Source organism: Leptospira idonii, assembly GCF_004770995.1.
GTDB lineage: Bacteria > Spirochaetota > Leptospiria > Leptospirales > Leptospiraceae > Leptospira_A > Leptospira_A idonii.
Genome location: NZ_RQHW01000003.1, coordinates 71,163 through 90,727 on the forward strand (window position 1 = coordinate 71,163; position 19,565 = coordinate 90,727).

22 protein-coding genes are annotated in these 19,565 nt (G+C 40.4%); 9 read left to right on the plus strand and 13 right to left on the minus strand.

All coding sequences use genetic code 11. The features are described 5' to 3' along the window. Positions 1-96: 96 nt before the first annotated feature. Together EHS15_RS01455 and EHS15_RS01460 are read right to left on the minus strand one after the other, a co-directional pair. Positions 97-870: a hypothetical protein gene (locus EHS15_RS01455; protein ID WP_135758756.1), complete on the minus strand. Its 774-nt coding sequence runs from the start codon at positions 868-870 to the stop codon at positions 97-99. Between the two features lie 113 nt (positions 871-983). Then, positions 984-1,535, minus strand: coding sequence for a helix-turn-helix transcriptional regulator (locus tag EHS15_RS01460; protein ID WP_135758757.1), 552 nt, complete (start codon positions 1,533-1,535; stop codon positions 984-986). Between the two features lie 129 nt (positions 1,536-1,664). Here EHS15_RS01460 and EHS15_RS01465 point away from each other — a divergent pair, with 129 nt between their 5' ends. Further along, the gene (locus tag EHS15_RS01465; RefSeq protein ID WP_246051846.1) at positions 1,665-2,180 is read left to right on the plus strand and encodes a hypothetical protein; all 516 of its coding nucleotides are present in this window, start codon (positions 1,665-1,667) and stop codon (positions 2,178-2,180) included. After that, entirely contained in the window at positions 2,177-2,359 is a 183-nt protein-coding gene (locus tag EHS15_RS19285) for a hypothetical protein (protein ID WP_246051847.1), read from the plus strand. Before EHS15_RS01465 ends, EHS15_RS19285 begins: the two co-directional genes overlap by 4 nt. Here the strand turns inward: EHS15_RS19285 and EHS15_RS01470 are convergent. Continuing rightward, positions 2,356-3,024, minus strand: coding sequence for a DsbA family oxidoreductase (locus EHS15_RS01470; RefSeq protein ID WP_135758758.1), 669 nt, complete (start codon positions 3,022-3,024; stop codon positions 2,356-2,358). The two genes, EHS15_RS19285 and EHS15_RS01470, sit on opposite strands and share 4 nt — an antisense overlap. A 45-nt stretch (positions 3,025-3,069) precedes the next feature. Between EHS15_RS01470 and EHS15_RS01475 the strand changes: the two genes are divergently transcribed. Further along, a complete protein-coding gene (locus tag EHS15_RS01475; RefSeq protein ID WP_135758759.1) occupies positions 3,070-4,263 on the plus strand; it encodes an Acg family FMN-binding oxidoreductase in 1,194 nt (397 codons plus the stop codon). Positions 4,264-4,267: 4 nt separating this feature from the next. Here the strand turns inward: EHS15_RS01475 and EHS15_RS01480 are convergent, their stop codons facing one another. Genes EHS15_RS01480 through EHS15_RS01490 form a run of 3 tightly spaced genes read right to left on the minus strand, consistent with a single transcriptional unit; the run spans position 4,268 to position 6,194 of the window. Further along, positions 4,268-5,173 (minus strand): sulfite exporter TauE/SafE family protein, encoded by a 906-nt coding sequence (locus tag EHS15_RS01480; protein WP_281277617.1) that lies wholly within the window; start codon positions 5,171-5,173, stop codon positions 4,268-4,270. 12 nt (positions 5,174-5,185) lie between these two features. Beyond that, positions 5,186-5,743, minus strand: a complete 558-nt coding sequence (locus tag EHS15_RS01485) for an LIC12231 family lipoprotein (RefSeq protein WP_135758761.1) — start codon at positions 5,741-5,743, stop codon at positions 5,186-5,188. Positions 5,744-5,753: 10 nt separating this feature from the next. Further along, positions 5,754-6,194, minus strand: coding sequence for a hypothetical protein (locus EHS15_RS01490; protein ID WP_135758762.1), 441 nt, complete (start codon positions 6,192-6,194; stop codon positions 5,754-5,756). A gap of 154 nt (positions 6,195-6,348) precedes the next feature. On the opposite strand from EHS15_RS01490, the gene EHS15_RS01495 reads away from it, so the two are divergent. Further along, complete coding sequence (locus EHS15_RS01495; RefSeq protein ID WP_135758763.1) at positions 6,349-6,762, plus strand: hypothetical protein; 414 nt, start codon at positions 6,349-6,351, stop codon at positions 6,760-6,762. A gap of 61 nt (positions 6,763-6,823) precedes the next feature. On the opposite strand, the gene EHS15_RS01500 is transcribed toward EHS15_RS01495, so the two are convergent. Beyond that, entirely contained in the window at positions 6,824-7,687 is an 864-nt protein-coding gene (locus EHS15_RS01500; RefSeq protein ID WP_246051849.1) for a YihY/virulence factor BrkB family protein, read from the minus strand. Between the two features lie 243 nt (positions 7,688-7,930). On the opposite strand from EHS15_RS01500, the gene EHS15_RS19005 reads away from it, so the two are divergent. From EHS15_RS19005 to EHS15_RS01515, 4 genes are read left to right on the plus strand one after another with little or no spacing between them, the layout of a single operon-like run. Beyond that, positions 7,931-8,098 carry a hypothetical protein gene (locus EHS15_RS19005; protein ID WP_167884123.1) on the plus strand — a complete coding sequence of 56 codons (168 nt, stop codon included), beginning with the start codon at positions 7,931-7,933 and terminating at the stop codon, positions 8,096-8,098. Between the two features lie 45 nt (positions 8,099-8,143). Continuing rightward, complete coding sequence (locus EHS15_RS01505) at positions 8,144-10,081, plus strand: ABC-F family ATP-binding cassette domain-containing protein (RefSeq protein ID WP_135758764.1); 1,938 nt, start codon at positions 8,144-8,146, stop codon at positions 10,079-10,081. 2 nt (positions 10,082-10,083) lie between these two features. Next, positions 10,084-10,428, plus strand: coding sequence for a rhodanese-like domain-containing protein (locus EHS15_RS01510; protein WP_135758765.1), 345 nt, complete (start codon positions 10,084-10,086; stop codon positions 10,426-10,428). A 4-nt stretch (positions 10,429-10,432) separates the two neighbouring features. Then, a complete protein-coding gene (locus tag EHS15_RS01515) occupies positions 10,433-11,485 on the plus strand; it encodes a 3-deoxy-7-phosphoheptulonate synthase (protein WP_135758766.1) in 1,053 nt (350 codons plus the stop codon). Between the two features lie 95 nt (positions 11,486-11,580). Here the strand turns inward: EHS15_RS01515 and panB are convergent, their stop codons facing one another. From panB to EHS15_RS01530, 3 genes are read right to left on the minus strand one after another with little or no spacing between them, the layout of a single operon-like run. Further along, the gene (gene panB / locus EHS15_RS01520; protein ID WP_135758767.1) at positions 11,581-12,381 is read right to left on the minus strand and encodes a 3-methyl-2-oxobutanoate hydroxymethyltransferase; all 801 of its coding nucleotides are present in this window, start codon (positions 12,379-12,381) and stop codon (positions 11,581-11,583) included. Continuing rightward, a complete protein-coding gene (folK, locus tag EHS15_RS01525; protein ID WP_135758768.1) occupies positions 12,356-12,829 on the minus strand; it encodes a 2-amino-4-hydroxy-6-hydroxymethyldihydropteridine diphosphokinase in 474 nt (157 codons plus the stop codon). Before folK ends, panB begins: the two co-directional genes overlap by 26 nt. Beyond that, on the minus strand, positions 12,826-13,698 hold the full coding sequence (locus EHS15_RS01530) for an ATP-binding protein (protein WP_167884124.1): 873 nt from the start codon (positions 13,696-13,698) through the stop codon (positions 12,826-12,828). Before EHS15_RS01530 ends, folK begins: the two co-directional genes overlap by 4 nt. A 233-nt stretch (positions 13,699-13,931) precedes the next feature. Between EHS15_RS01530 and fcpA the strand changes: the two genes are divergently transcribed. Next, on the plus strand, positions 13,932-14,831 hold the full coding sequence (gene fcpA, locus EHS15_RS01535) for a flagellar coiling protein FcpA (RefSeq protein WP_135758769.1): 900 nt from the start codon (positions 13,932-13,934) through the stop codon (positions 14,829-14,831). Positions 14,832-14,982: 151 nt separating this feature from the next. Here the strand turns inward: fcpA and EHS15_RS01540 are convergent, their stop codons facing one another. The 3 genes from EHS15_RS01540 to EHS15_RS01550 all read right to left on the minus strand — a co-directional run bounded on the left by EHS15_RS01540 (position 14,983) and on the right by EHS15_RS01550 (position 19,038). Then, entirely contained in the window at positions 14,983-15,558 is a 576-nt protein-coding gene (locus tag EHS15_RS01540) for a DUF1564 family protein (RefSeq protein WP_135758770.1), read from the minus strand. 181 nt (positions 15,559-15,739) lie between these two features. Beyond that, entirely contained in the window at positions 15,740-18,277 is a 2,538-nt protein-coding gene (locus EHS15_RS01545; protein WP_135758771.1) for an ABC transporter permease, read from the minus strand. Further along, a complete protein-coding gene (locus EHS15_RS01550; RefSeq protein ID WP_135758772.1) occupies positions 18,274-19,038 on the minus strand; it encodes an ABC transporter ATP-binding protein in 765 nt (254 codons plus the stop codon). The genes EHS15_RS01545 and EHS15_RS01550 overlap by 4 nt, the downstream gene beginning before the upstream one ends. Between the last annotated feature and the right edge of the window lie 527 nt (positions 19,039-19,565).

Consider the following 19,565-nt stretch of genomic DNA (forward strand, 5'->3'; position numbering starts at 1 on the left):
TCCCCTCCCATTTTGACAACCAACAACTGAGCCGATTCATCAATTTCGCTCTTTTTCTAGCTCCCAAAACAAGAACTATGTGCTTATTTATCGAAATTAAAACCCTCTTACAACTCTGTGATTGCATCCTCCTCCCATCACTCTGGGAGAAAGACATAACATAAAACTAGGATGCTTTTTTTTGTACCACATCATCAGATATTCGACCGTATGTGCAATTGCCAGCTCTGCAGCGAATTCGTGGTACGTCTTACCTAGATTGTCGATTACAGTACCTCCTCGTATGGTAAAATTGCTGTCTTTATTCATACAAGCATGGCTGGCGCCTGCCAAAACGTTTTTCCAATCCCCTTCCGGTGCCACAAAACAGTTGTATTGGTCTTCAATGGAGTCATGAGAATAAGGATACATCCCCGATTGTATATTAGGTACCACAAGGAAATGTCGGAACTCTTCAATAGGAGCTAAAATCGGAGCAGGTACCACATTTTCCGCCCAATTGCTGTGTGCGTAAAAATCTTGTAATATATGAGCGGCTCTTCCCATCACAAAAAGATAATCGGGCCCGCCGATTTCCGCTCTTTGCACCAATTTTCTGAAGTTGATGCTACAGCCTCTGAAATCGGAATTGTCACAATGATATTCCGCTTTGTCAGGAAATAAAGTATCTGCCTGCAAGTTACCTTGCATAAAACTCTCAGCACATACGGCGTTAAGCTCGAATTTGGTGGATCTTGCAAATTCTTCCAAGGCTTGGAAAGTAATTTCCCTATGAGTATAAGGCCCTCTGGAACCGAAACTTCTCAAAGGCAAAAGAGAGATTTGATTCAGAAAAACGAAAAGAAGTAAAAAACCGAAAACTCTAAACATAGAACAGAAATTGACCGCTCGGTCAAGATTATGACCATTAGACTGACCGAATGGTCAAGATCGAGCTAAATAAAAATAGATTTCTGCGGTTTTTTCGTAAGAGAAACTGCTACCTAATTTGCATGAAAGGATCTCGATCCTTCCTCTTCGGGAAGCAAAGGAAGGATGAAATAGGCGATGAAATCCAACTTACCCTTAGTGCCGGATTTTTGATAGATCGTGTATGTTTGTGTCTCTACAGTGCGAAGACTTGTCCCTCGTATTCCTGCAATTTGTTGGTTGGAAAAACCTCTCAGCACATAGGTTGCGATTTCTGATTCGGTTTCACTGAAGCCCCAACCCTCATATTGTTTTTGCACTCCCTTCCAAAACTCTTCTCTATCGGATTTGCTCAAAAGATTTTTGTGGTTTAACTTTTCGATCAGAAGTTTGGATTCGAAAATTTCTTTCCGCAAAGATTTCGATTCCCGAAAAACAAGATAAACGATCACTAAAGAAGAAAACCCGATACAAATTTCAACAAATCCGGTCAATTTAGATATAGAGTCTGTTAAGTGGACCTTACCGAAAAATTCGATTAGCTCCAAACTCATCCAGACCATAATCACGAAAGCATAGATTAAGAAAAATTTAGACCTTTTAGGTAATAATGAATGAAAGCTCATACGTAGTTCCCGTAATTACGGGATCCTCTTATAGATTAAATTTAAAAAAAGGATAAACTAAATCTCAGTCGCTTCTATAGGATACTGCCGGATGAAGTTTATGTTTATTAGATTCATTCGATCTACTAAATGAAAGATAAAATAAATCAGGCCTCCTATTTTCTTCATAAATATTTTTTCCACTGCATCATCGTATCTTACTGGATCGGAGGAATGTTTCCTAGATTCGGATTATGGATCAAAGATACCAACTTAGGAACGTTCACCTTTATGGACGGAAGCAAAGTGAAAGTATCACTGGCCCTTATTTTACTATCTATGCTTTTGTTCAACGCAGGATTCGGGGTCAAAACATCCGAATTAAAAAATCTATTTCAAAAACCTAAACTGCTTCTTGCAGGACTACTTGCGAACCTTTCCATCCCTATATTTTTTACGTTCTTATTATCCATCACCATGATTTTTTGGCACAACCAGAATGAAGTCCAAAACATATTGGTAGGATTAGCATTGAGTTTAGGTTTGGTTTTATTTTCCACAATGCTCAGTCCGATCACCACGCCACTCGGCTTACATTCGATCGGATTTATGACTGAAGGAGATTATTCAAACATATTAGCGGAAATTTACTGGCAAATTTATTGAATAGTTCGGAATCGGAAAAGATATCCTTAGGACTTGCTATGAACAATAACGGAACAGGGTTATTGCTCGCATCTTTGAGTTTGGCGATATATCCTTCCGTGATGCTCCCGATCCTTTTTTATAATTTGATTCAGCATATCGCAGCAGGATACGTAGAGAAAAAATGGATCGGCAATTAGCCGGCGCTCCCCTCATCTTCTCTCAAAATAGTTTCGATCACATCGACAAACACTTCGGGGTTCTGAGCGCCGCTGACAGCATACTTTCCTTGAAAAATATAATAAGGAACTCCGCTGACTCCGTTCTGTCTGTAATACGATATCTCTTGAGTGATGTCAGCCGTACCCATTCCCTTTTCCCATACGTCCAAGAAGATGGATTCATCGGAAATAAATTCTTTAACAATGTTCCAAACAACCGTTTTATCGGTGAGGTCTGCACCGGAAACGAAATGAGCCTGAAACAAGGCATCCACCATCTGACCTTGTTTGGAAGGATCTTTCATCAAACTGACGAATGTATGAAGGCGCAGCGTATTAGGAGCCTTTTCTATTTTCTCGAAATGAAAAGGGATTCCGATATCAATTCCTATTTTCATGATCCTTTCCCAAGCAGCATCTAACCCTCGTTCATTTCCGAACTTTTGAACCAGATGTTCTCTATAAGGAACTCCTTCTCCCGGAAGTTCCGGATTCAATTGATAAGGCCTCCATTGGATCTCAGGATTCACTTTGTCTTTTAATTTCTCCAAAGCGATTTCCAATTTCCTTTTTCCAACGTAACACCAAGGACAAACTACATCGGATACAATATCAATTTTGAGTGGAGGCAAAGAAGGATTCATATTTATTTAGACTTTTACAGGGGCAAAAAGGAACGACCCATTTTTATGAAACAAGACCGTTTTTCACGCAAAAGTTTTTTACAAAAAGGTTTCCGAACGGGAGCGATCGTTTCATTGGCTCCTCTTGTAAGTGAGATTTTCGCCTACGGAGAAGAAGATGCCGTTTCTTTCCGAGAAAACCCGATTCTCTATGCGGAAAAAATAGGTCTCAAAAGACCGATCGAAAAAATCATCCTAACGGCAACACTAGCGCCAAATTCACATAATACGCAGCCATGGAAAATCAAAATCGAATCCGACTCTTCCTTTCTATTGTACGGCGATCCGAAAAGACAACTTCTTTCCATCGATCCAGTCAATCGTCAATTTTATCATACACAAGGATGTTTTTTAGAATTAGCGAAGTTAGCTGCCGATTCTTTGATGTTCGATGCTAAAATCAATTTGTTTCCAAAAGGAATCGATTCCGTATCCAAAACAGGTTCCTCTCCTGTGGCAGAGTTCCGCATCTCTCCCAAAGATCTTTGCGTACACGATTTTCTATTTCCATCTCTTCCCAAAAGACAAATGAATCGAAGCGTATATTCGGGCGATTGGATCACAAAAAAAGAAACCGACAAACTATTGCATTTAACAAATGCAAGTTTTTTAGACATACGATTCGTTCTCGGAAAAAAAGAGATCGAATCCTTCCTGCCTACTCTTCAAAATTCCTTCGCACAGGAAACGAATCTTACTGCACAAAATGAGGTCACAAGAGTTTGGTTTCGAAAATCGAAAGAGGAAATTTATTCAAAAAGAGACGGACTCACTCTGGAAGGAAACGGAATTTCAGGGATCAAAGGATGGGCTGCCAAAAAATTCTTTTTGGATCTAAGTTATGATGGTTGGCATTCGGAAGCCTCCAAAGCGGCATCCATTGATTTATTCAAAAACCAATCCAACTCAAGCAAAGGTTTAGTGTTCTTTGTCACGAAGGGCAAAGACGATGCGAAAGAATGGGTCAAAACGGGAATGGATTTTATGAGATTCACTTTGGCCTGCGCGGGAGAAAACATCGCCTTTCATACAATGAACCAAGCACTGGAAGATTATCCCGAAAGTTTAGTGTTCCACGAAGAAATCAAAAGCCTTCTCGGTTTGAAAGGAACGGAAAGAGTTCAGCTTCTGGGAAGATTGGGAAGAAGCAGTTATAAATACGATTCCACCAGAAGAGGATTGGAAGAGATACTGATTTAAAAAACTACAAACGAAGTAGTTTTCCCAAAATATACCAGCTTACTACGATTAACTGAGAAGAACCTAGAACCATCAGAATCGTGTAAGGTCTTGTTTGAACTGCTTTCAAAGAACCGACTCTTGCTCCGAAAAAACCTCCTATGGTTCCCACCAAAGCGAGATCCAAATGCAGTTTTCCTTCCAGATAAAAAAGTACGGAAGTTCCGAAAGAAGTAATGAAGATTCCCAAAAAGGAAGTAGCTACCGCCTCTACAGGCTCCATTTTGAAATAATAAACGAAAAGAGGTACCGCCAAGAACCCTCCCCCGATTCCCAATATGGAAGAAAAAAGTCCGAAGGCGACTCCGGTAGCCAACACTACCAGTATGGGACGAAGGGAAAAAATCAGATCCGGATTGTACGATCGTTTGGCGGTCTTTTCCTCAGGAGGCAGATCTTTCTGCAAATACCATTGTTTTCTCTTTCGAAAGGCGGAAAGTAAATTATAAATCCCTAATATTCCTAAAAAAACAGTGAATACGAACAGATATACCAATTCGGAGACAGGCATTCCGTAATAGATTGTTCTTCCCAATTCGGTATCTTCGAATCGTCCGAATTTCCAAGCGATGTATTGCGCGGAAGGAATCGAAGTCACAAGAAGAAGCAATCCTTCTCTCCACCTTACTTTATCGTTCTTAAAATAAACGATCAAACCAGAAAGAGCGGAAAGAGGCATTTGAGCCAAAGAAACAGCTACTGCCTGTACGGCGGATAGATGGAAAAAACTATGAAAGAAAGGAGTATATACGAAGCCTCCGCCGATTCCTAAGAAGGAAGCCAAGTAACCAACGAAAAAACCTACTAGGAGAACGGCAAAGATCCCCGGGTAAAAACCCAGGGAAAATTCATGGAAGATGGAAAAATCCAATGTTAAGACGATTTAAAAGTGAGATTTTGCATCTTCGAAAAATTGATTTGTGATTCTTTCGAAAACTTCTTTCTCTGTCGCAGTCTCACTGTTAAAGAACGCAAACACTGCTAGAACGATCCACTGGGAATAATTTCGAAATACATGGTATTCATAAACTCCCACTTTGTTTCCGTTTTTGTAGAGATGGTATTCGATATCGTATCCGTCTTGGTTCGACCAAGCAGGGAGAAATGTAGCGGTCAAAGTGGAAAGGCCTAAAAACACAACGGCAGGAGTGGATGGACTTCTATAGTTCACCTTCACATTTACCAAATAACCGGCCTTAGGTACGTTTTCTCCTTCCGATGTTTTTTTAAATTGAGTTTTGTTGTCGAAGTAATTCTTTAACGCCTCTCTTCCTCCCAAATTCAATTTAGGGAAAGAAGGAAGTGCATACACAAACTCTGCATCGGAAGTTTTTTCGTGAGCAGGAACGGGAGGGATTTTCGGAAAATCCTTATAGCTGATCAAACAGTTGGAAAAAGCAAAAACAAACGTAGTGATTAAAATAGTTTTCGTAAATTTCATAACAAAGTCCTTAATTTTGGCTGTGGTCGTGATGACCTTCCGCATCGTGTCTTCTTTCCAATTCATCGTATAACTCTTGTTGATCTTCATCGAAATAGAGTTCATAACCGATGCGCAGACAGACGGAATCTTCTCCGTTTTCCATCTCTCCTGCGAGAATTACATTCATGGCAAAAAAAGTATCCGATTCCGCTTCCTCTAAGAATGCATCCGCAGCTTCCCATTCTCCGAAATCCGCTACGGATTCCTTTCTAAAAGGGGCAACTACTTCATCGAACTCGTCCGTGATGTAATTGTATTCGCCCGACTCACTGTCAATGATGAATTGAACATGATGGCAACCAGGCCCGCCGTCTTCCAGCGGAGATAAAACCATTGTACCGCACGCAGGGCAATGAATACGAGGGTCAATGGCACCGTGAGGCCATGTGATGTTGATGGTTTCGATCATAATGTACCGCTCCGATTCAAGGGGATAATATGATTGTTTCAATTGTGCCGGATCTGAAAAGAAGATTCCTGTTTTTTTCTTTCAATCTTTTCCGAACAAAAGATTCTTTCCCTACGGCTGTCATAAAAAGGAAACAAATTTTACAAAACTAACGATGGATATAGACCAAGAATTTGGTGAAGCCTTTCACTCATCCTTTCGTGAATTTTTCGGAAACGAAAAAGAATCCGGTTGGGAACTTTACAACCTCATCTCCAATAATGAAATCACTCATCAATCCTGGATGACATTCACAATCAGAAATCCTTTGGCGGGAAGAGCCATTGTATTTCGTTACGATCGTGCGGAACAGAAGTTCTACGCAATGTTGAAAGTCCAAGTCATCCCGGGAGAAGAAGACTGGAATTTAGACCTTCTCTTCAAAAAAAAAGGTTTCACTCAGTTAGACTCCATGGAAGTCATAAAAGACAGCGGAGAATGGATGTTTCATTCTTTAGCGCGCCATTATTTCGGAATTATACTTTCTTTTTGCCCCAGAATCTTGGAGCCGGATTTCCTAGTAGAATGATACAAGTCTGTTTCTCCAAAATCGTTTTCTAAGAGAAACAGCATTTAACAAAAACTAGTTTTTATTTTTTATCATCGGGTTTTGGGATCACCCTCGTTTGGTTCCACACATAGCCCCAAATAAAGAATGTGGAATTAAAATAAGCATACAACATCAATACGACCATTTTGGAAAGAAGATCGTATGCGAAGGAATAGTTTACTCCTACGTTTTTAAACCTAAGATACAATTGAAATCCGAATGTTAAAATAAGCCATAAGGAGGCAGCAATGATAGCGCCCGGCAAACTTTCCCGAATCGCAGTTTTCTTTTTGGAAATAAAAGAATAATAAAAACTAAACAAACTAACAATGATTAAAAATGCAAGGACGGATAAAAAAACGGCAGGATACTTTCTGAAAAAACCAATCTTCCAAGTACGAAATAAAAATCTTTCTATATGGAACAATCCGAAGCTGACATAAAAATAAACCAGCAGAAGACCGGAAGAGATAAAGAGCAGGCGTAAGTTGATCCACTGGCTTCTCCAAAATCCGATTTTGGTGGAATCGTCACTGATGAACCGCAAAGACTTTCCGATGGCTCCGAAAATGGTAAGACTCGAAAAGAAAGATACTACCAAACTTACTGCTAGAATTTTATAGCTCTTAACTTTTGTTAAATTTTCAATACTTTTGTCTATGGGATGAAAGATCGGCTGAGGAAGAACCTTTCCTACTTGGTCCGTGAGAAGATTGATCATTTTGGGATCTTGAGTGATGCTTAAAATCGAAACGAACACCACCAAAAGAGGAAACAAGGTCAAAAGAAACGTGAAAGACATCTCTGAAGCGAGACCGTGCACATCATAATCGTACACTTTGCGAAAAAAACGAACCAATCTCTGCACAAAGAAAAGAGTCGCTGGAGAAGAGTTTTGTGGCAATTACGTTTTATTCCAGGGAACTCACTACAAGCTGATCCTAGAATAACGGGGAATATTCGGATTTGATGATATAGACCCGTAAATAGAGAGACAGAAGCCTAAACCAAACAGGCCCTCTCCTGCAAATAAATTGCGAAAGAAGATCTGGAATTTGGGGATTGGGAAATATTTTCTCTTGCCCCTCCACAGGGTACATCAACCCTGGAAGAATCCTAGTGATGTACCTATAAGGGGAAAACTTCCATGTCAGAAGAAAAAGAAAAGAAAAACAAAAAGATTTCAAAAATGACGATCGATGAAATCGATCAGGCCATTAAAAAATCAGTAGAGTCCATGAACGGCCAATCCAGCCTTTACGTAAGACATCTACGTGAAAGAAAAGAGGAACTTTTAGCCAAGAAAAAGGGTTAATTTTCCTAAATCGCCCGCCGCAGGCGGGCACTCCTTCGACCTTCCTTGATCCAATTCATACAAATCCACCAACACTTCGGTCCCAAAGTCTTATTTGAAGGATTCAGTTGGCATATCAAACCGGGGTGCAGAGTTGCGCTCGTAGGTCCCAACGGTTCCGGAAAAACGACACTGTTCCAAATGGCTTCCGGCAAATTGAAGCCCGAGTCAGGAGAAGTAGTTCGTTCCAAAAATACGGTTCATTCCCTTTTCCAACAGATTCCCGAATTCGATCCGAATGCGAAAGTAGTCGAGACAGTACTCGATGAGAACAAACTCTATCATGATTATTCGAAAAAAAGATCCGAGATCGAACATAGATTCGAAACCACCGATCCTGATTCCCCTGCATTCGAAACTTTACTGCACGACCAAAGCGAATTGGAAGAATTCGCTCACAACCACGACTTACACGGATTAGAAGCTCGTGCAAAAAAAATCCTGTCCGGATTAGGATTCGCACAAGCGGACTTCGAAAGAAAAACGAAAGAATTTTCTCCAGGATACCACCATAGAATCGGTTTAGCCATTGCATTACTCAACCCTCACAACTTACTTTTATTAGATGAGCCGACCAACCATTTGGATGATAAAACCAAAACTTGGCTCGCCGAATATCTATTAGATCAAAATCAAGCATTTGTATTGGTAACGCACGATCCAGAGTTTTTGAACAAAACGGTTTCTACCATCGTAGAGATCAATCCTCATGGAGTTTTTGAATTCGAAGGAAGTCTGGAAGAATTCTTCGAAGCCAAAAATGAAATTCAGGAAAAACTAAGAGTCCAATTCGAAAAAGAAGAAGCCTACTTAAAAACCAGGATGGAATGGGTGGATCGGTTCCGTGCGCAAGCAACAAAGGCGCGTCAGGTGCAATCCGTATTGAAACGTCTGGAAAAAAGGGACAAGGTAGAAAACCCGGAAGAATCCTTTTGGAACCAAAAACCGGACTATCAATTCCAGCATGTCCCTTCCAGTAACATCATCCTTCGCTTAGAAAACGGAAAGTTTTCTTACCCGGATAAAAATACGGGAGAAAAGAAATTAATTTTTGATCATGCGGAAATCGAAATTTCCGCAGGGGATAAAGTCGCTTTGGTAGGCCCGAACGGTGCCGGAAAATCCACGATGATGCGCTGTCTTCTCTCCCGACATAAATTGGATTCAGGAAATTTATACTACGGACCCAAAACACTGCTCGGATATTTTTCCCAAACACACGGAGAAGATTTAGACGAGTCTCTCAACCTTGTCGAAACAGTTGTCAAAAAATATCCGGATCTAAGTGATGAAAAGGCAAGAACTCTACTGGGCCATTTTTCATTCCCGGGAGACGGAGTTTTTAAGTCGGTAAAACATCTCTCCGGAGGAGAACAAAGTAGGCTGCGTCTGGCGCTTCTGGTAAATCAGCCTACCAACTGTTTGTTCCTGGACGAGCCCACAAATCACCTTGATATTGTTATCCGAGAAGCATTGAAACGTTCTTTGTACGATTTTCCGGGCTCCATGCTCATCATCAGCCACGATCCTGATTTTATGAAAGGGCTATGCAATCGTACGTTCCAACTTTCAGGAGGAGTACTAAAAAATCTAAATTGTAGCTTCGACGATTACCTGAAATTTCACAAGGAAGACGATGAAGAAGAGACTGCTTCTTCCGGCAGTAAGGCCAAAAAAGAAACGAAAAAAGAATCTACACAGGCCAGCAAAAACAAACGTAAAAAATTAGAAAAAGAAATTTCGGAAATTGAAGTCAAATTAGATAGATTGGAAAAAAACAAAAAAGACAAAGAAGAACTTCTACAGAACCCTGAGTTCTATAAAAACAGAAGTTTTCAATTGGAAATGGACACTTATAACGATATTAAAAATGAGATTGCGAGCCTCACCTCAAGATGGGAGCTTGCCACTCAAGAATTAGAGGAAATCGGAGGCGCAGTTTAAACATGGGAGTCCCAGAAATCGACGTACAATCTTTTAAAGCACGTTTGGATGCCAGATCGCAAGGAAAAGATCAATTTTTTGTCTTAGACGTTCGCAACCCAAATGAACAACAAATTGCCCTCATTCCCGGAACCGACAAATTGATTCCCGTCGGAGAACTTGCTGCCCGCATCGGAGAACTGAAAGACCAAATAGACAACGAAATCCTCGTTTATTGCAGATCAGGTGGAAGGTCAGGAATGGCATGCGGGATTCTGGGAGAAGCCGGTTTCAAATCTTATAAAAATGTGGCAGGAGGTGTGTTGGCCTATTCCGACTTAGTCGATCCAACCATGCAAAAGTATTAATCGAATGAAAAAAACAGATAATTTAAGAATCCTCGAGCAACACAGCCTTATCCCAGCTTCCGTAATTATGGAAGAACTCCCTCTTACGGACAAAGCCTCCGAAGTAGTCACGAAAGCCCGAACAGAAATTTCCGATTTGATTCACGGCAAAGACAACAAACGATTATTAGTTGTTGTGGGACCTTGTTCCGTTCACGACATAGGTGCCGTGATGGAATATGCAGGTAAGCTTTTACCGATGATCGAAAAGTATAAAAACGAACTTTTGATCGTGATGAGAGTTTATTTCGAAAAACCAAGAACCACGGTAGGATGGAAGGGACTCATCAACGATCCGAACTTGGACGGATCTTTCCATATTAACAAAGGTTTACATACTGCCAGAAAACTTCTTTCCGATCTAAACAATATGGGTGTTCCTTGCGGAACTGAATTTTTGGACGTGATCTCTCCTCAATATATAGCCGATTTAGTGGCTTGGGGAGCGATCGGAGCGAGAACTACGGAAAGTCAAGTTCATAGAGAACTCGCTTCCGGTTTATCCGCTCCGATCGGGTTTAAAAACGGAACGGATGGGAATGTACAAATCGCAATCGATGCCATTCGTTCTGCGGGATCTTCCCATCATTTTTTATCCGTAACGAACCAAGGGACCAGCGCCATTTTCAAGACCGCAGGGAATACGGACACACATGTAATCCTCAGAGGAGGAAACAAAGGTCCGAATTACGACGAACAGTCAATCAACGAACTCGGTGCTCAAATAGAAAAAAACAATCTTCCTCCCAAAGTAATGATCGATTGTTCTCATGGAAACAGCCAAAAGGATTTCCGTAAACAACCGTTAGTTTTGGATTCCGTAGGAGAACAATTTTCAAACGGTTCTAAATACATTTTAGGAGTGATGATCGAAAGTCATTTGCAGGAAGGAAGCCAATCCATCGATGCAAAACCTTTGGTGTATGGGAAATCGATTACGGATGCTTGTGTCTCTTGGGAAACGACAGTCCCCATGTTAGAGAAACTAGCGGAAGCTGTTAGAAAAAGAAAAGTTTAATTTGATTTAGGCAAGCCTTGCTTGCCGCCGAGGTAGTCGGCGGTTCTGCAACAATACAATGCCCGGATTCAAAAGCTTGCTTTGAATCCGGCGGCTTAAGAAAATACGTTCGATTCGCCAGGATAGGTACGTTTTGTAACTTCTTCATGATACTGCTGCACGGCAATATTGACATCCTTTGCCAAGTTAGCAAATTTCTTCAAAAACTTAGGATTAAATTCCTCGTTTAAACCCAATAGATCCTGCATCACCAAAACCTGTCCGGAAGTATATCTTCCTGCTCCGATTCCAATCGTAGGAATAGAAATAGCCTCGGTGATTTCTTTGCCCAGAGATTCAGGAATCAGTTCCAAAACGATTCCGAATGCCCCTGCATCCGCCAGCTCTTTGGATTTTTCAATCATCCTTTTTCTGGATTCTTCCGTTTTGCCTTGGACACGGTGTCCGCCCAAAGTATGAACCGATTGAGGTGTGAGTCCTAAGTGGGCGAAAACAGGAACTCCCATTTCCGTCAAACGATGAGTGAGCTCGATCACAAGATTGGAGTCCCCTTCCAGTTTCACACAATCCGCCGTAGTCTCTTTCATAATTTTACCAGCGGAACGAATCCCTTCTTCGATCGAAGTTTGGTAAGAAAGAAAAGGCATATCTGCAATGACCGTTTTTTCAGGAGCACCTTTACAGACGGCTTTCGTATGATAGATAATATCTTCCAAAGTGACAGGAATGGTAGATCCATGACCTTGGATGACGTTCCCCATAGAGTCCCCTACTAAGATGGAATGAACATCCGTTTTTGCAAACAATCGGGCGAATGTATAATCGTAGCAGGTGATGACCGAGATCGGTTCTTTAGCTTCGTATTTTTTTCTAAACTCTAGAATGATATTTTTCATAAACAGACTCCTGGTAGAGTGAATAAACGCCTACTTCGCCCATCTCGACTAATATTTGTTTAATGAATGGTCTGGTAAATAAGGAATGATGAGGAAGAGTTAAAAAATCAGTAGTCATCACTACGGATTCATAGGATAAAATATCGATATCGATTTCTCTGGGTCCTTTCCAGGATCTGCGTTTTCTACCCAATTTGTTTTCGATGCTTTGGAGCGACTCCAATAGGCAAGGCAAAGTGAAAGAAGGAGATACGTGTACCTTGATGATTTGATTGAGAAACATCGGTTGGTTCGTATTTTCTAACGGAGCTGTTTCCAGAGGTTTCGATTGAGATAAAACTTGAATTTCGGGAAGAAGAGAAATTTCCCATACCGCCTGTTCCAAATAGTGATGTCGATCACCCATATTGGAACCTAAAGAAAGGTAGGCGGTATTCGAATATTTCATCCCACTTTCTCCGGCGCAAATTTCATCCGATAGTCGGGACATTTGAGCTGAATCTCCTTCGTCATTTCCATTAGACGGGAGTAAATGCGGCCTTGGCCTCTTTCCCTCCATTCGTCCAAAGGATGATTGGAAGTAAGAAGGGTGATTTTTTCCTGCTCGTAACGGCTATCGATCAGATCGTATAACTTTCTATTGTTGAATTCGGATTCTTTTTGCACTCCGAAATCGTCTATGACCAAAACATCTACATTTGCAAATTCTCTTTCGATGAAACGTTCCTGTCCGTGGGTTTCACTGTCGGATTGGTAAGTATCCCGAATGGCGGACAAAAAGTCCTTATTCACTTTAGCATATTTGCATTTAATACCGTATCTAAAAATAAGTTCGTTCAAAATAACACAAGCAAGTAAGGTTTTGCCGGATCCGGTTCCTCCCCAAAGATAAAAACCTTGTGGGGAAAATGCAGGATCAGCCCAACTATGAACCAATTCGTTGGCCCAATCATGCGCCACCATAAAGGAAAGATCGGGATCGTTCTTAGTGTTTCCAATATCGACAGTAGACAAAAATTGAAATCGGTAGCGTGGAGGAATGTTCGCATTTTCTACGAGAACTTCCAAATTACGAACATGGAGCCTTGCATTATGACAAAGGCAGGGCATCATTTTATTTTGGGATCGATCGAAGACTAAAAAAGGAGGTTTTCCTTCCGACTCACACTTGTTACAGTCATTACCGACACAGAAACAGAGAGAAAGAGCGCCGGATCTCGAGCCTCTTACTTGTTCCGCTAAGGTAAATCCGACTCCTCCGCAGTTTTTGCACTGCTGGTTTCCGTCTCGGATTGATGTGATTTCAGAAAGATTCATCCTTAAATGCAGTGTTCCTAATGTTTCCAGCCTGTCAAGAATTGAGATTTTGGAAAGTCCGGGCGATTTATGTCTCTTATTTCGGCACTTCCTGCCTCTTTTTCCTAAATAAAAACCTTTTTTTCGGCTTTAATTCGTTATTATTGACTTAGAGGTTTCCGATACTTTCATTGAAGAAATAGATTTATATCCTTTCTTCAAAATATTGAAAGAGACAAAAGGGTCACACGACTATGAAGATTTTTAAATATCTCCTCATTCTCCATCTGGTGTTGAGCACTGGTGCAATTTTCGCCCAAGATGCTACCACTGCACAGGAAAGCCAAGCGGCAAAAGAACAAGTCAACGAACTATTGAAAGGTGAACTTGTTCCGGAAAACGATGACGCAGAATTAACTCCTGCCCAGAAGGAACTTAAGAAAAAGACCATGGAGGATGAAACTCTATGGAAAAACCCTGACTACAAAGGGTATAACAAAACTTTCCAAGAGTTACACCAACTTTCTAAAACTTTCGCAAACAACCAGTTCCGTTTGGCTCTTTCAAACTACCAATCTGGCGTAAACACAGTTCTCAAAAATAGAGACTGGGTAGAGCAGTTCAGAAAAGAAGAAGCTGAGAAGAAGCGATTGGATGAAAAGTGGTATTGGCAAAAAGTAGACCGTCGTGCTAGAGAAGAACGAGTGGTTTACCGTGAAAAAATGAAAGCAAAACAAGATGCTCTCAATTATTTCTCAAAAGCAATCAATCACTTAGATGAAATTAAAAACCCTGACCTAAGAGAAAGACCAGAGTTCAAAAGACTTTTGTCCGATGTATATCGCTCTTGGATTATGGCAGAATACGATCTTCAAAATCTTCCTCAATGTATCCCAATTCTTGAGCTTTACATAGAGATTGATGATAATGAAAAAGAATATCCTGCTCACAAATATCTTGCAAGTGCATATTCTTTCGAAGAGAACATGATCAAAAAGACAAAAGGTCCGGATGACATGCTTTTCAAATACAGATACAAGAAGAACGTTCACCTTCTCCGTGCTACTGAGTTAAAATATGGAAAAGATTCTCCTGAATACAAACATATTGTTAACATCATCAACAAGGATGAGGTAATTTCGGTAGCTCAATAATCCCGAAACATCTCTTTCAATAAAAGGCCCGGCCGAAAGCGCCGGGTTTTTTTATTTCTGATTCCATAACTTCCCCCTCCGACTCGATTCGTTTTTTTGCAGCAAGACTAGCCTTGGTATCTGTTGGCTTAATATTTTTGGTTTTAAGCTATTAAGAGTCTACTAGATGAGTGATTTTGACTCTATATTCTGCGATTTTCGTGTAAGTGGTTCTGTCGAATCGTTGGTTTGATTCGAGTATCTTTAAGGATGTGGTATCTCTTGCTAAACCCGCTCCACGCACAATATCGAGCCAGCCAGTTACTTCCCATTCCAACATAAGACTCAATAAAGCAGAACGAGAAATCCCCAAAGCGTGAGAAATGATGTCCATTTCCATCAAACTTTGACTTACAACCCTACAGCTTACTTTCTTTAGATTTAAGCCTTGAGATTGATACGTTCGTGTGATCTTGCGCCTACGACCGGTAATCATTCCTTGGTAAATTAACGATGCAGAATCTTCTAATAGATTTCGAATCTTTACGGAAAAGGTACAAGGCTTTCCATCAATATACTTTAATCTATCACAAAGCTCTTGAGGAACCATGAAAGATGTATTTGAAGAGTCTTCGTCATCTTGGAAATCGTAATGATTCTCTTCAGGAAGTTCACTAAAAATTCTCTTTCGGACGAATTCCCAATTTTTAAAATCTAGACCATTGATTAAGATTTCATTCTTTTCCATTCTAAAGAATGGAGGTTCACAATAATAATTCTTGGCCGAACTTATTGTAAATAAGCCGGATTTAATTTCTGGAACAAAAGTAAGTAATCATTACCCTATCCCTGCGCCACCTAACCTAACAAAAAAACTTCATTACTCAGTATAGGACAAGGATAGATAATAATTCGAGGGAGATTGAATTCTATTTAACTTCCTTGAGTAAAGTTTTAGAAGGAAGTTTAAAGAAAGAATACAGCCCACTTGCATACAACAACAATGTAGTTACCACAACAATCCCAAAGATCCAAATAAGGATTCCCCATGGCACAATGCTAGTAAGCTCCAAAATGAAACGGTTTAAAATCTCGTTGGCGAGTAAGGAATAGGCCAGCCCAATTGTAAAAGACACCACAGCGATCAATATAGCTTCTCTTGCAAAGTATGAGGAAAGATAACTGCTTTGAGCCCCAATCACGCGAAGAAGTGCGAATTCTTTTTTTCGCTCCAATTGGCTTGAATACAATGCTGTAAAAACCAATAATAAAGAAGAAGCCAAGATAAATCCTGTCATCAATCGAATCATCTGAGTTACTTTTTCCAATATTCCCATAAAAGCTTGTATCGCTTTTTCCGTATCGACGACTGTTATATTCGGATATTTTGAAACGATTTCTTTTTGGAGAGAGTAACGATCTTCACTCTTATCAAGAAGCAAAGAGGATATATAAAACTTAGGTGCCTTCTCCAATCTTCCTTTGGAAAATAGGACGACAAAATTAGGTTTCATATCTGACCAATTTACGGAGCGAAGATTTGTGATCTTTCCGATCACCTCTACTCCTTGAACATTGAATGTAAGACGATCTCCTACCCCTGCTCCCAAATAACCGGAGAAATCTTTCTCTAAGGAAATTTCATCCTGGCCGGAGTCGTTCCACCAATCTCCTTTTGTTACCTTTTCCGTTTCATACATCTCTTGCCGATAAGAAAGAAAGTACTCCCTTGTTCGGGCAGTTGCCCTCCAATTTCGATCCATTGCATTTCGAATCGTATCTTCTTTTTTGATCGGTTCATCATTGATTTTGGCGAGCCTAGCTCCAATGATAGGGGCGATGTATTTTTTCTCCAAAGGGTATTTGGAAAATATCTCTTCCAAAGAAGGCAATTGATCTCCCTTAATATCTAACATAAACATATTCGGGCGGCGTTCTATTTCACGGGCTCCGCTTAATTCCATCAGACTTTCTTGCAAGATGAGAGAAAGGCAAAGTATAAATAAGGCGGAACCCAATCCCAATATAGACAATCTCATCGAGCCTGATTTACGAACGATCTTCTTGGTTACTAAACTCCACTCCTTGGAAACCAAACCTAGACTTGTCAATTTTACAATGCCTAATCCGAAAAGTTTAAATAATAGGAAGACGAGTAATGGCAAACTAACAAGAACTAAAGCAAAAACTCCTCCTTTTAGAAAGGACTGAGTCTCATAGGTTGCCAGCACAAAGAATAAAAGATATATCCCCAAAGAAGATAATACCATCATTCTTTTATCTTCATTATTTTGTTCTTTCGATTCGATCTCTTTCAATGCGGAGAGAGGTTTCACTTTTCCCGATTCTACCACCAAAGGAAATGCAACAAGCATTGGCACTGCAATCCCCAAAAGTAGACTCCACAACAAGGAAGAAATGCTGATACCTGGTTCTATCGTTCCTAAAAACTCGGAACCGGTAAAACGAGGAAGCAATGCTTGGATCTCATATCCAATCCCCAATCCTAACATGGTTCCGAGCAAAGAAACGATCAGGATCTCACTTACAACTAAAACAAGTATCATTTTAGGTTTCGCACCCAGGCACATCAATACAGCAATCTCGTTTTTCTTTTCCCTCAGCCGGGTGCGGATTGCCGTATAAACAGAAATCGCTCCTAAAAAGAAACCGGCTAATGCCAATAAGGACATATAATCGAAAGTATTCGTCAAAAATTGTTGGGATCCTGAATTGACTTCCGTATTATGATACACAGTAAGATCGTTTCGTATCAGCTCCTCGAAATGTTTCTCCTTCCACTCCAAACTATCGACGGAACCTGGAAGTTTTGCAAAGATCGTATAACGAATGCGGCTTCCTCTTTGCACAAGCCCTGTAGCAGCAGTCGCCTCATATAAAATGACTGAAGTAGGAGCGGCGCCTACGAAAGAACCTACAGACCCGGGTTCCTTTATGATCCATCCTGCAACCTTCAGTCGACTCTCGCCCAATTGGATCCAATCCCCTATTTTGAGCTTCAAGTTTTGTCCTAAATTCTTTTCCAAAAGGATTTCATTCTTTGTTAAATTAGAATAAGCCTCTTTCGGCTCAGTGATGAATTCTCCGTAAAATGGATAGGACTTCTCTACCGCTTTGATATAACTGAGAGAGTTTTCATTCTGATCCGAATTGGCTACCATAGATAAAAACTGGATGGAAAGAGACTTAGAAGAACCGGAAGGAAGCAATTGTTCCGTAAGTTTCGCAGCTTCCTCAGTGATTTCTTGAGGAGACTGCAAAGCAAGATCCGCACCCATGATATTCTTGGCTTCTTTTTGAATCGCCGATTTGATGTTATCTTTATAGGAATGGATTCCAATGACGGACCCTACTCCCAAGGCAACGGATAAAAGAATCAAAACGGAAAACTGGAACCGGGAAAATAGCTCCCTTTTCAGGTAGAATTTAAGTAATTTGAGGTTCATTTTCTCTTCTTTTTTGCAGCTTTCGCTTTCTTAGCGGGTTTCAGAGATTTCACCGATTTCGAAGCAGAAGATCCTTTGGTACCTAATCCGCTAGTCGAAACAATCTCACCGTCTTTCATTTCCAACACTCGATCCGCTAATTTTGCTACGGAAGGATCGTGCGTTACGATAACAAGAGTTGTATTTTGTAGCTTGTTTCTCTCCAAAAGAAGATCCAAAACAACACGACTGTTTTTAGAATCCAAATTGGCAGTGGGTTCATCGGCGAAAATAATCTTAGGATCGTTGACAAATGCCCTAGCGATAGCGACTCTTTGCTCTTCTCCACCTGACAATTGTTTTGGGAAATGATTGGCTCGATGATCCATTGAAACGGATTTCAACAAATTCATCGACTTTTCCAAAATTTGTCGTTCACTGAGCGACGATTTTAAGTAGAGAGGAATCCCTACATTCTCTACAGCATTCATTCCTGGCAGCAATTGAAAATTCTGAAAGATAAAACCTATCTTTTCCGCACGCAATGAAGCCAAACTTGTTTCGTCTTCCTTTGTTAGGTCAACATCATCCAGAATCACACTGCCTTCATCCGGCTGATCTAATCCTGCTGCGATTCCCAAAAGAGTGGATTTACCGGAACCGGATGGTCCCATGATCGCTACAAATTCTCCCGATTGCACTTGAAACGATATTTTTTTAAGTACTTCGATCGACTCCGGTTCACTTTGAAACGATTTATAGACATTTAAAAAACTTAGCACTAGGTTTTTCCCCCACAAATTTTACCATATAACACATAACTGATGACTAAGAACGGGCATTTATCATTTTTCCCATCGCATAACGTAGATAATATCCATTCTTCCAAAGCAAATGTTTTTTTTTCATTCTGTACTTTCGTTCCAAAACTTTTGCACAGGTTTAAAAAAAAACTCACAAAAAAATATCACTCTTTTGAGCTTGTATCCTAATTTTTTTTGACCCAAAAGGGAGGGTTTCATATAAAGTAACTTCATCGTAGTGTTTTCCCGAGCCGCTTTCGAATCGATTTTCGGAAGTTATGAACAGCACTGTCGATAAGCATAGAAGTTTTAGGTAGAAATAGAATGCTGGAATGCGATACAGAAATAGAAAATGCAGCCGATATCAATGTGAAAATAAATAATGCTAAACCATGTGCAGAATGTGGCACAATTACCATACTATACCAAAATGATGTTTGCAAAGTTTGTCTCTCAAATAGTTTCAAAAAGCTTGTAAAAATCATCGATTCCGTGAGAAAGTAAAT

Excerpts from the sequence above, each read along its gene's own strand:
- EHS15_RS01540 (WP_135758770.1), bottom strand. The coding sequence starts at position 15,558 with ATGGAAAAGAATGAAATCTTAATCAATGGTCTAGATTTTAAAAATTGG.
- EHS15_RS01485 (WP_135758761.1), bottom strand. The coding sequence starts at position 5,743 with ATGAAATTTACGAAAACTATTTTAATCACTACGTTTGTTTTTGCTTTT.
- EHS15_RS01515 (WP_135758766.1), top strand. The coding sequence starts at position 10,433 with ATGAAAAAAACAGATAATTTAAGAATCCTCGAGCAACACAGCCTTATC.
- EHS15_RS01455 (WP_135758756.1), bottom strand. The coding sequence starts at position 870 with ATGTTTAGAGTTTTCGGTTTTTTACTTCTTTTCGTTTTTCTGAATCAA.
- folK (WP_135758768.1), bottom strand. The coding sequence starts at position 12,829 with ATGAAATATTCGAATACCGCCTACCTTTCTTTAGGTTCCAATATGGGT.
- EHS15_RS01495 (WP_135758763.1), top strand. The coding sequence starts at position 6,349 with ATGGATATAGACCAAGAATTTGGTGAAGCCTTTCACTCATCCTTTCGT.
- EHS15_RS01470 (WP_135758758.1), bottom strand. The coding sequence starts at position 3,024 with ATGAATCCTTCTTTGCCTCCACTCAAAATTGATATTGTATCCGATGTA.
- EHS15_RS01545 (WP_135758771.1), bottom strand. The coding sequence starts at position 18,277 with ATGAACCTCAAATTACTTAAATTCTACCTGAAAAGGGAGCTATTTTCC.
- fcpA (WP_135758769.1), top strand. The coding sequence starts at position 13,932 with ATGAAGATTTTTAAATATCTCCTCATTCTCCATCTGGTGTTGAGCACT.
- EHS15_RS01490 (WP_135758762.1), bottom strand. The coding sequence starts at position 6,194 with ATGATCGAAACCATCAACATCACATGGCCTCACGGTGCCATTGACCCT.
- EHS15_RS19005 (WP_167884123.1), top strand. The coding sequence starts at position 7,931 with ATGTCAGAAGAAAAAGAAAAGAAAAACAAAAAGATTTCAAAAATGACG.
- EHS15_RS01460 (WP_135758757.1), bottom strand. The coding sequence starts at position 1,535 with ATGAGCTTTCATTCATTATTACCTAAAAGGTCTAAATTTTTCTTAATC.
- EHS15_RS01530 (WP_167884124.1), bottom strand. The coding sequence starts at position 13,698 with ATGAATCTTTCTGAAATCACATCAATCCGAGACGGAAACCAGCAGTGC.
- panB (WP_135758767.1), bottom strand. The coding sequence starts at position 12,381 with ATGAAAAATATCATTCTAGAGTTTAGAAAAAAATACGAAGCTAAAGAA.
- EHS15_RS01465 (WP_246051846.1), top strand. The coding sequence starts at position 1,665 with ATGAAAGATAAAATAAATCAGGCCTCCTATTTTCTTCATAAATATTTT.
- EHS15_RS01475 (WP_135758759.1), top strand. The coding sequence starts at position 3,070 with ATGAAACAAGACCGTTTTTCACGCAAAAGTTTTTTACAAAAAGGTTTC.
- EHS15_RS01510 (WP_135758765.1), top strand. The coding sequence starts at position 10,084 with ATGGGAGTCCCAGAAATCGACGTACAATCTTTTAAAGCACGTTTGGAT.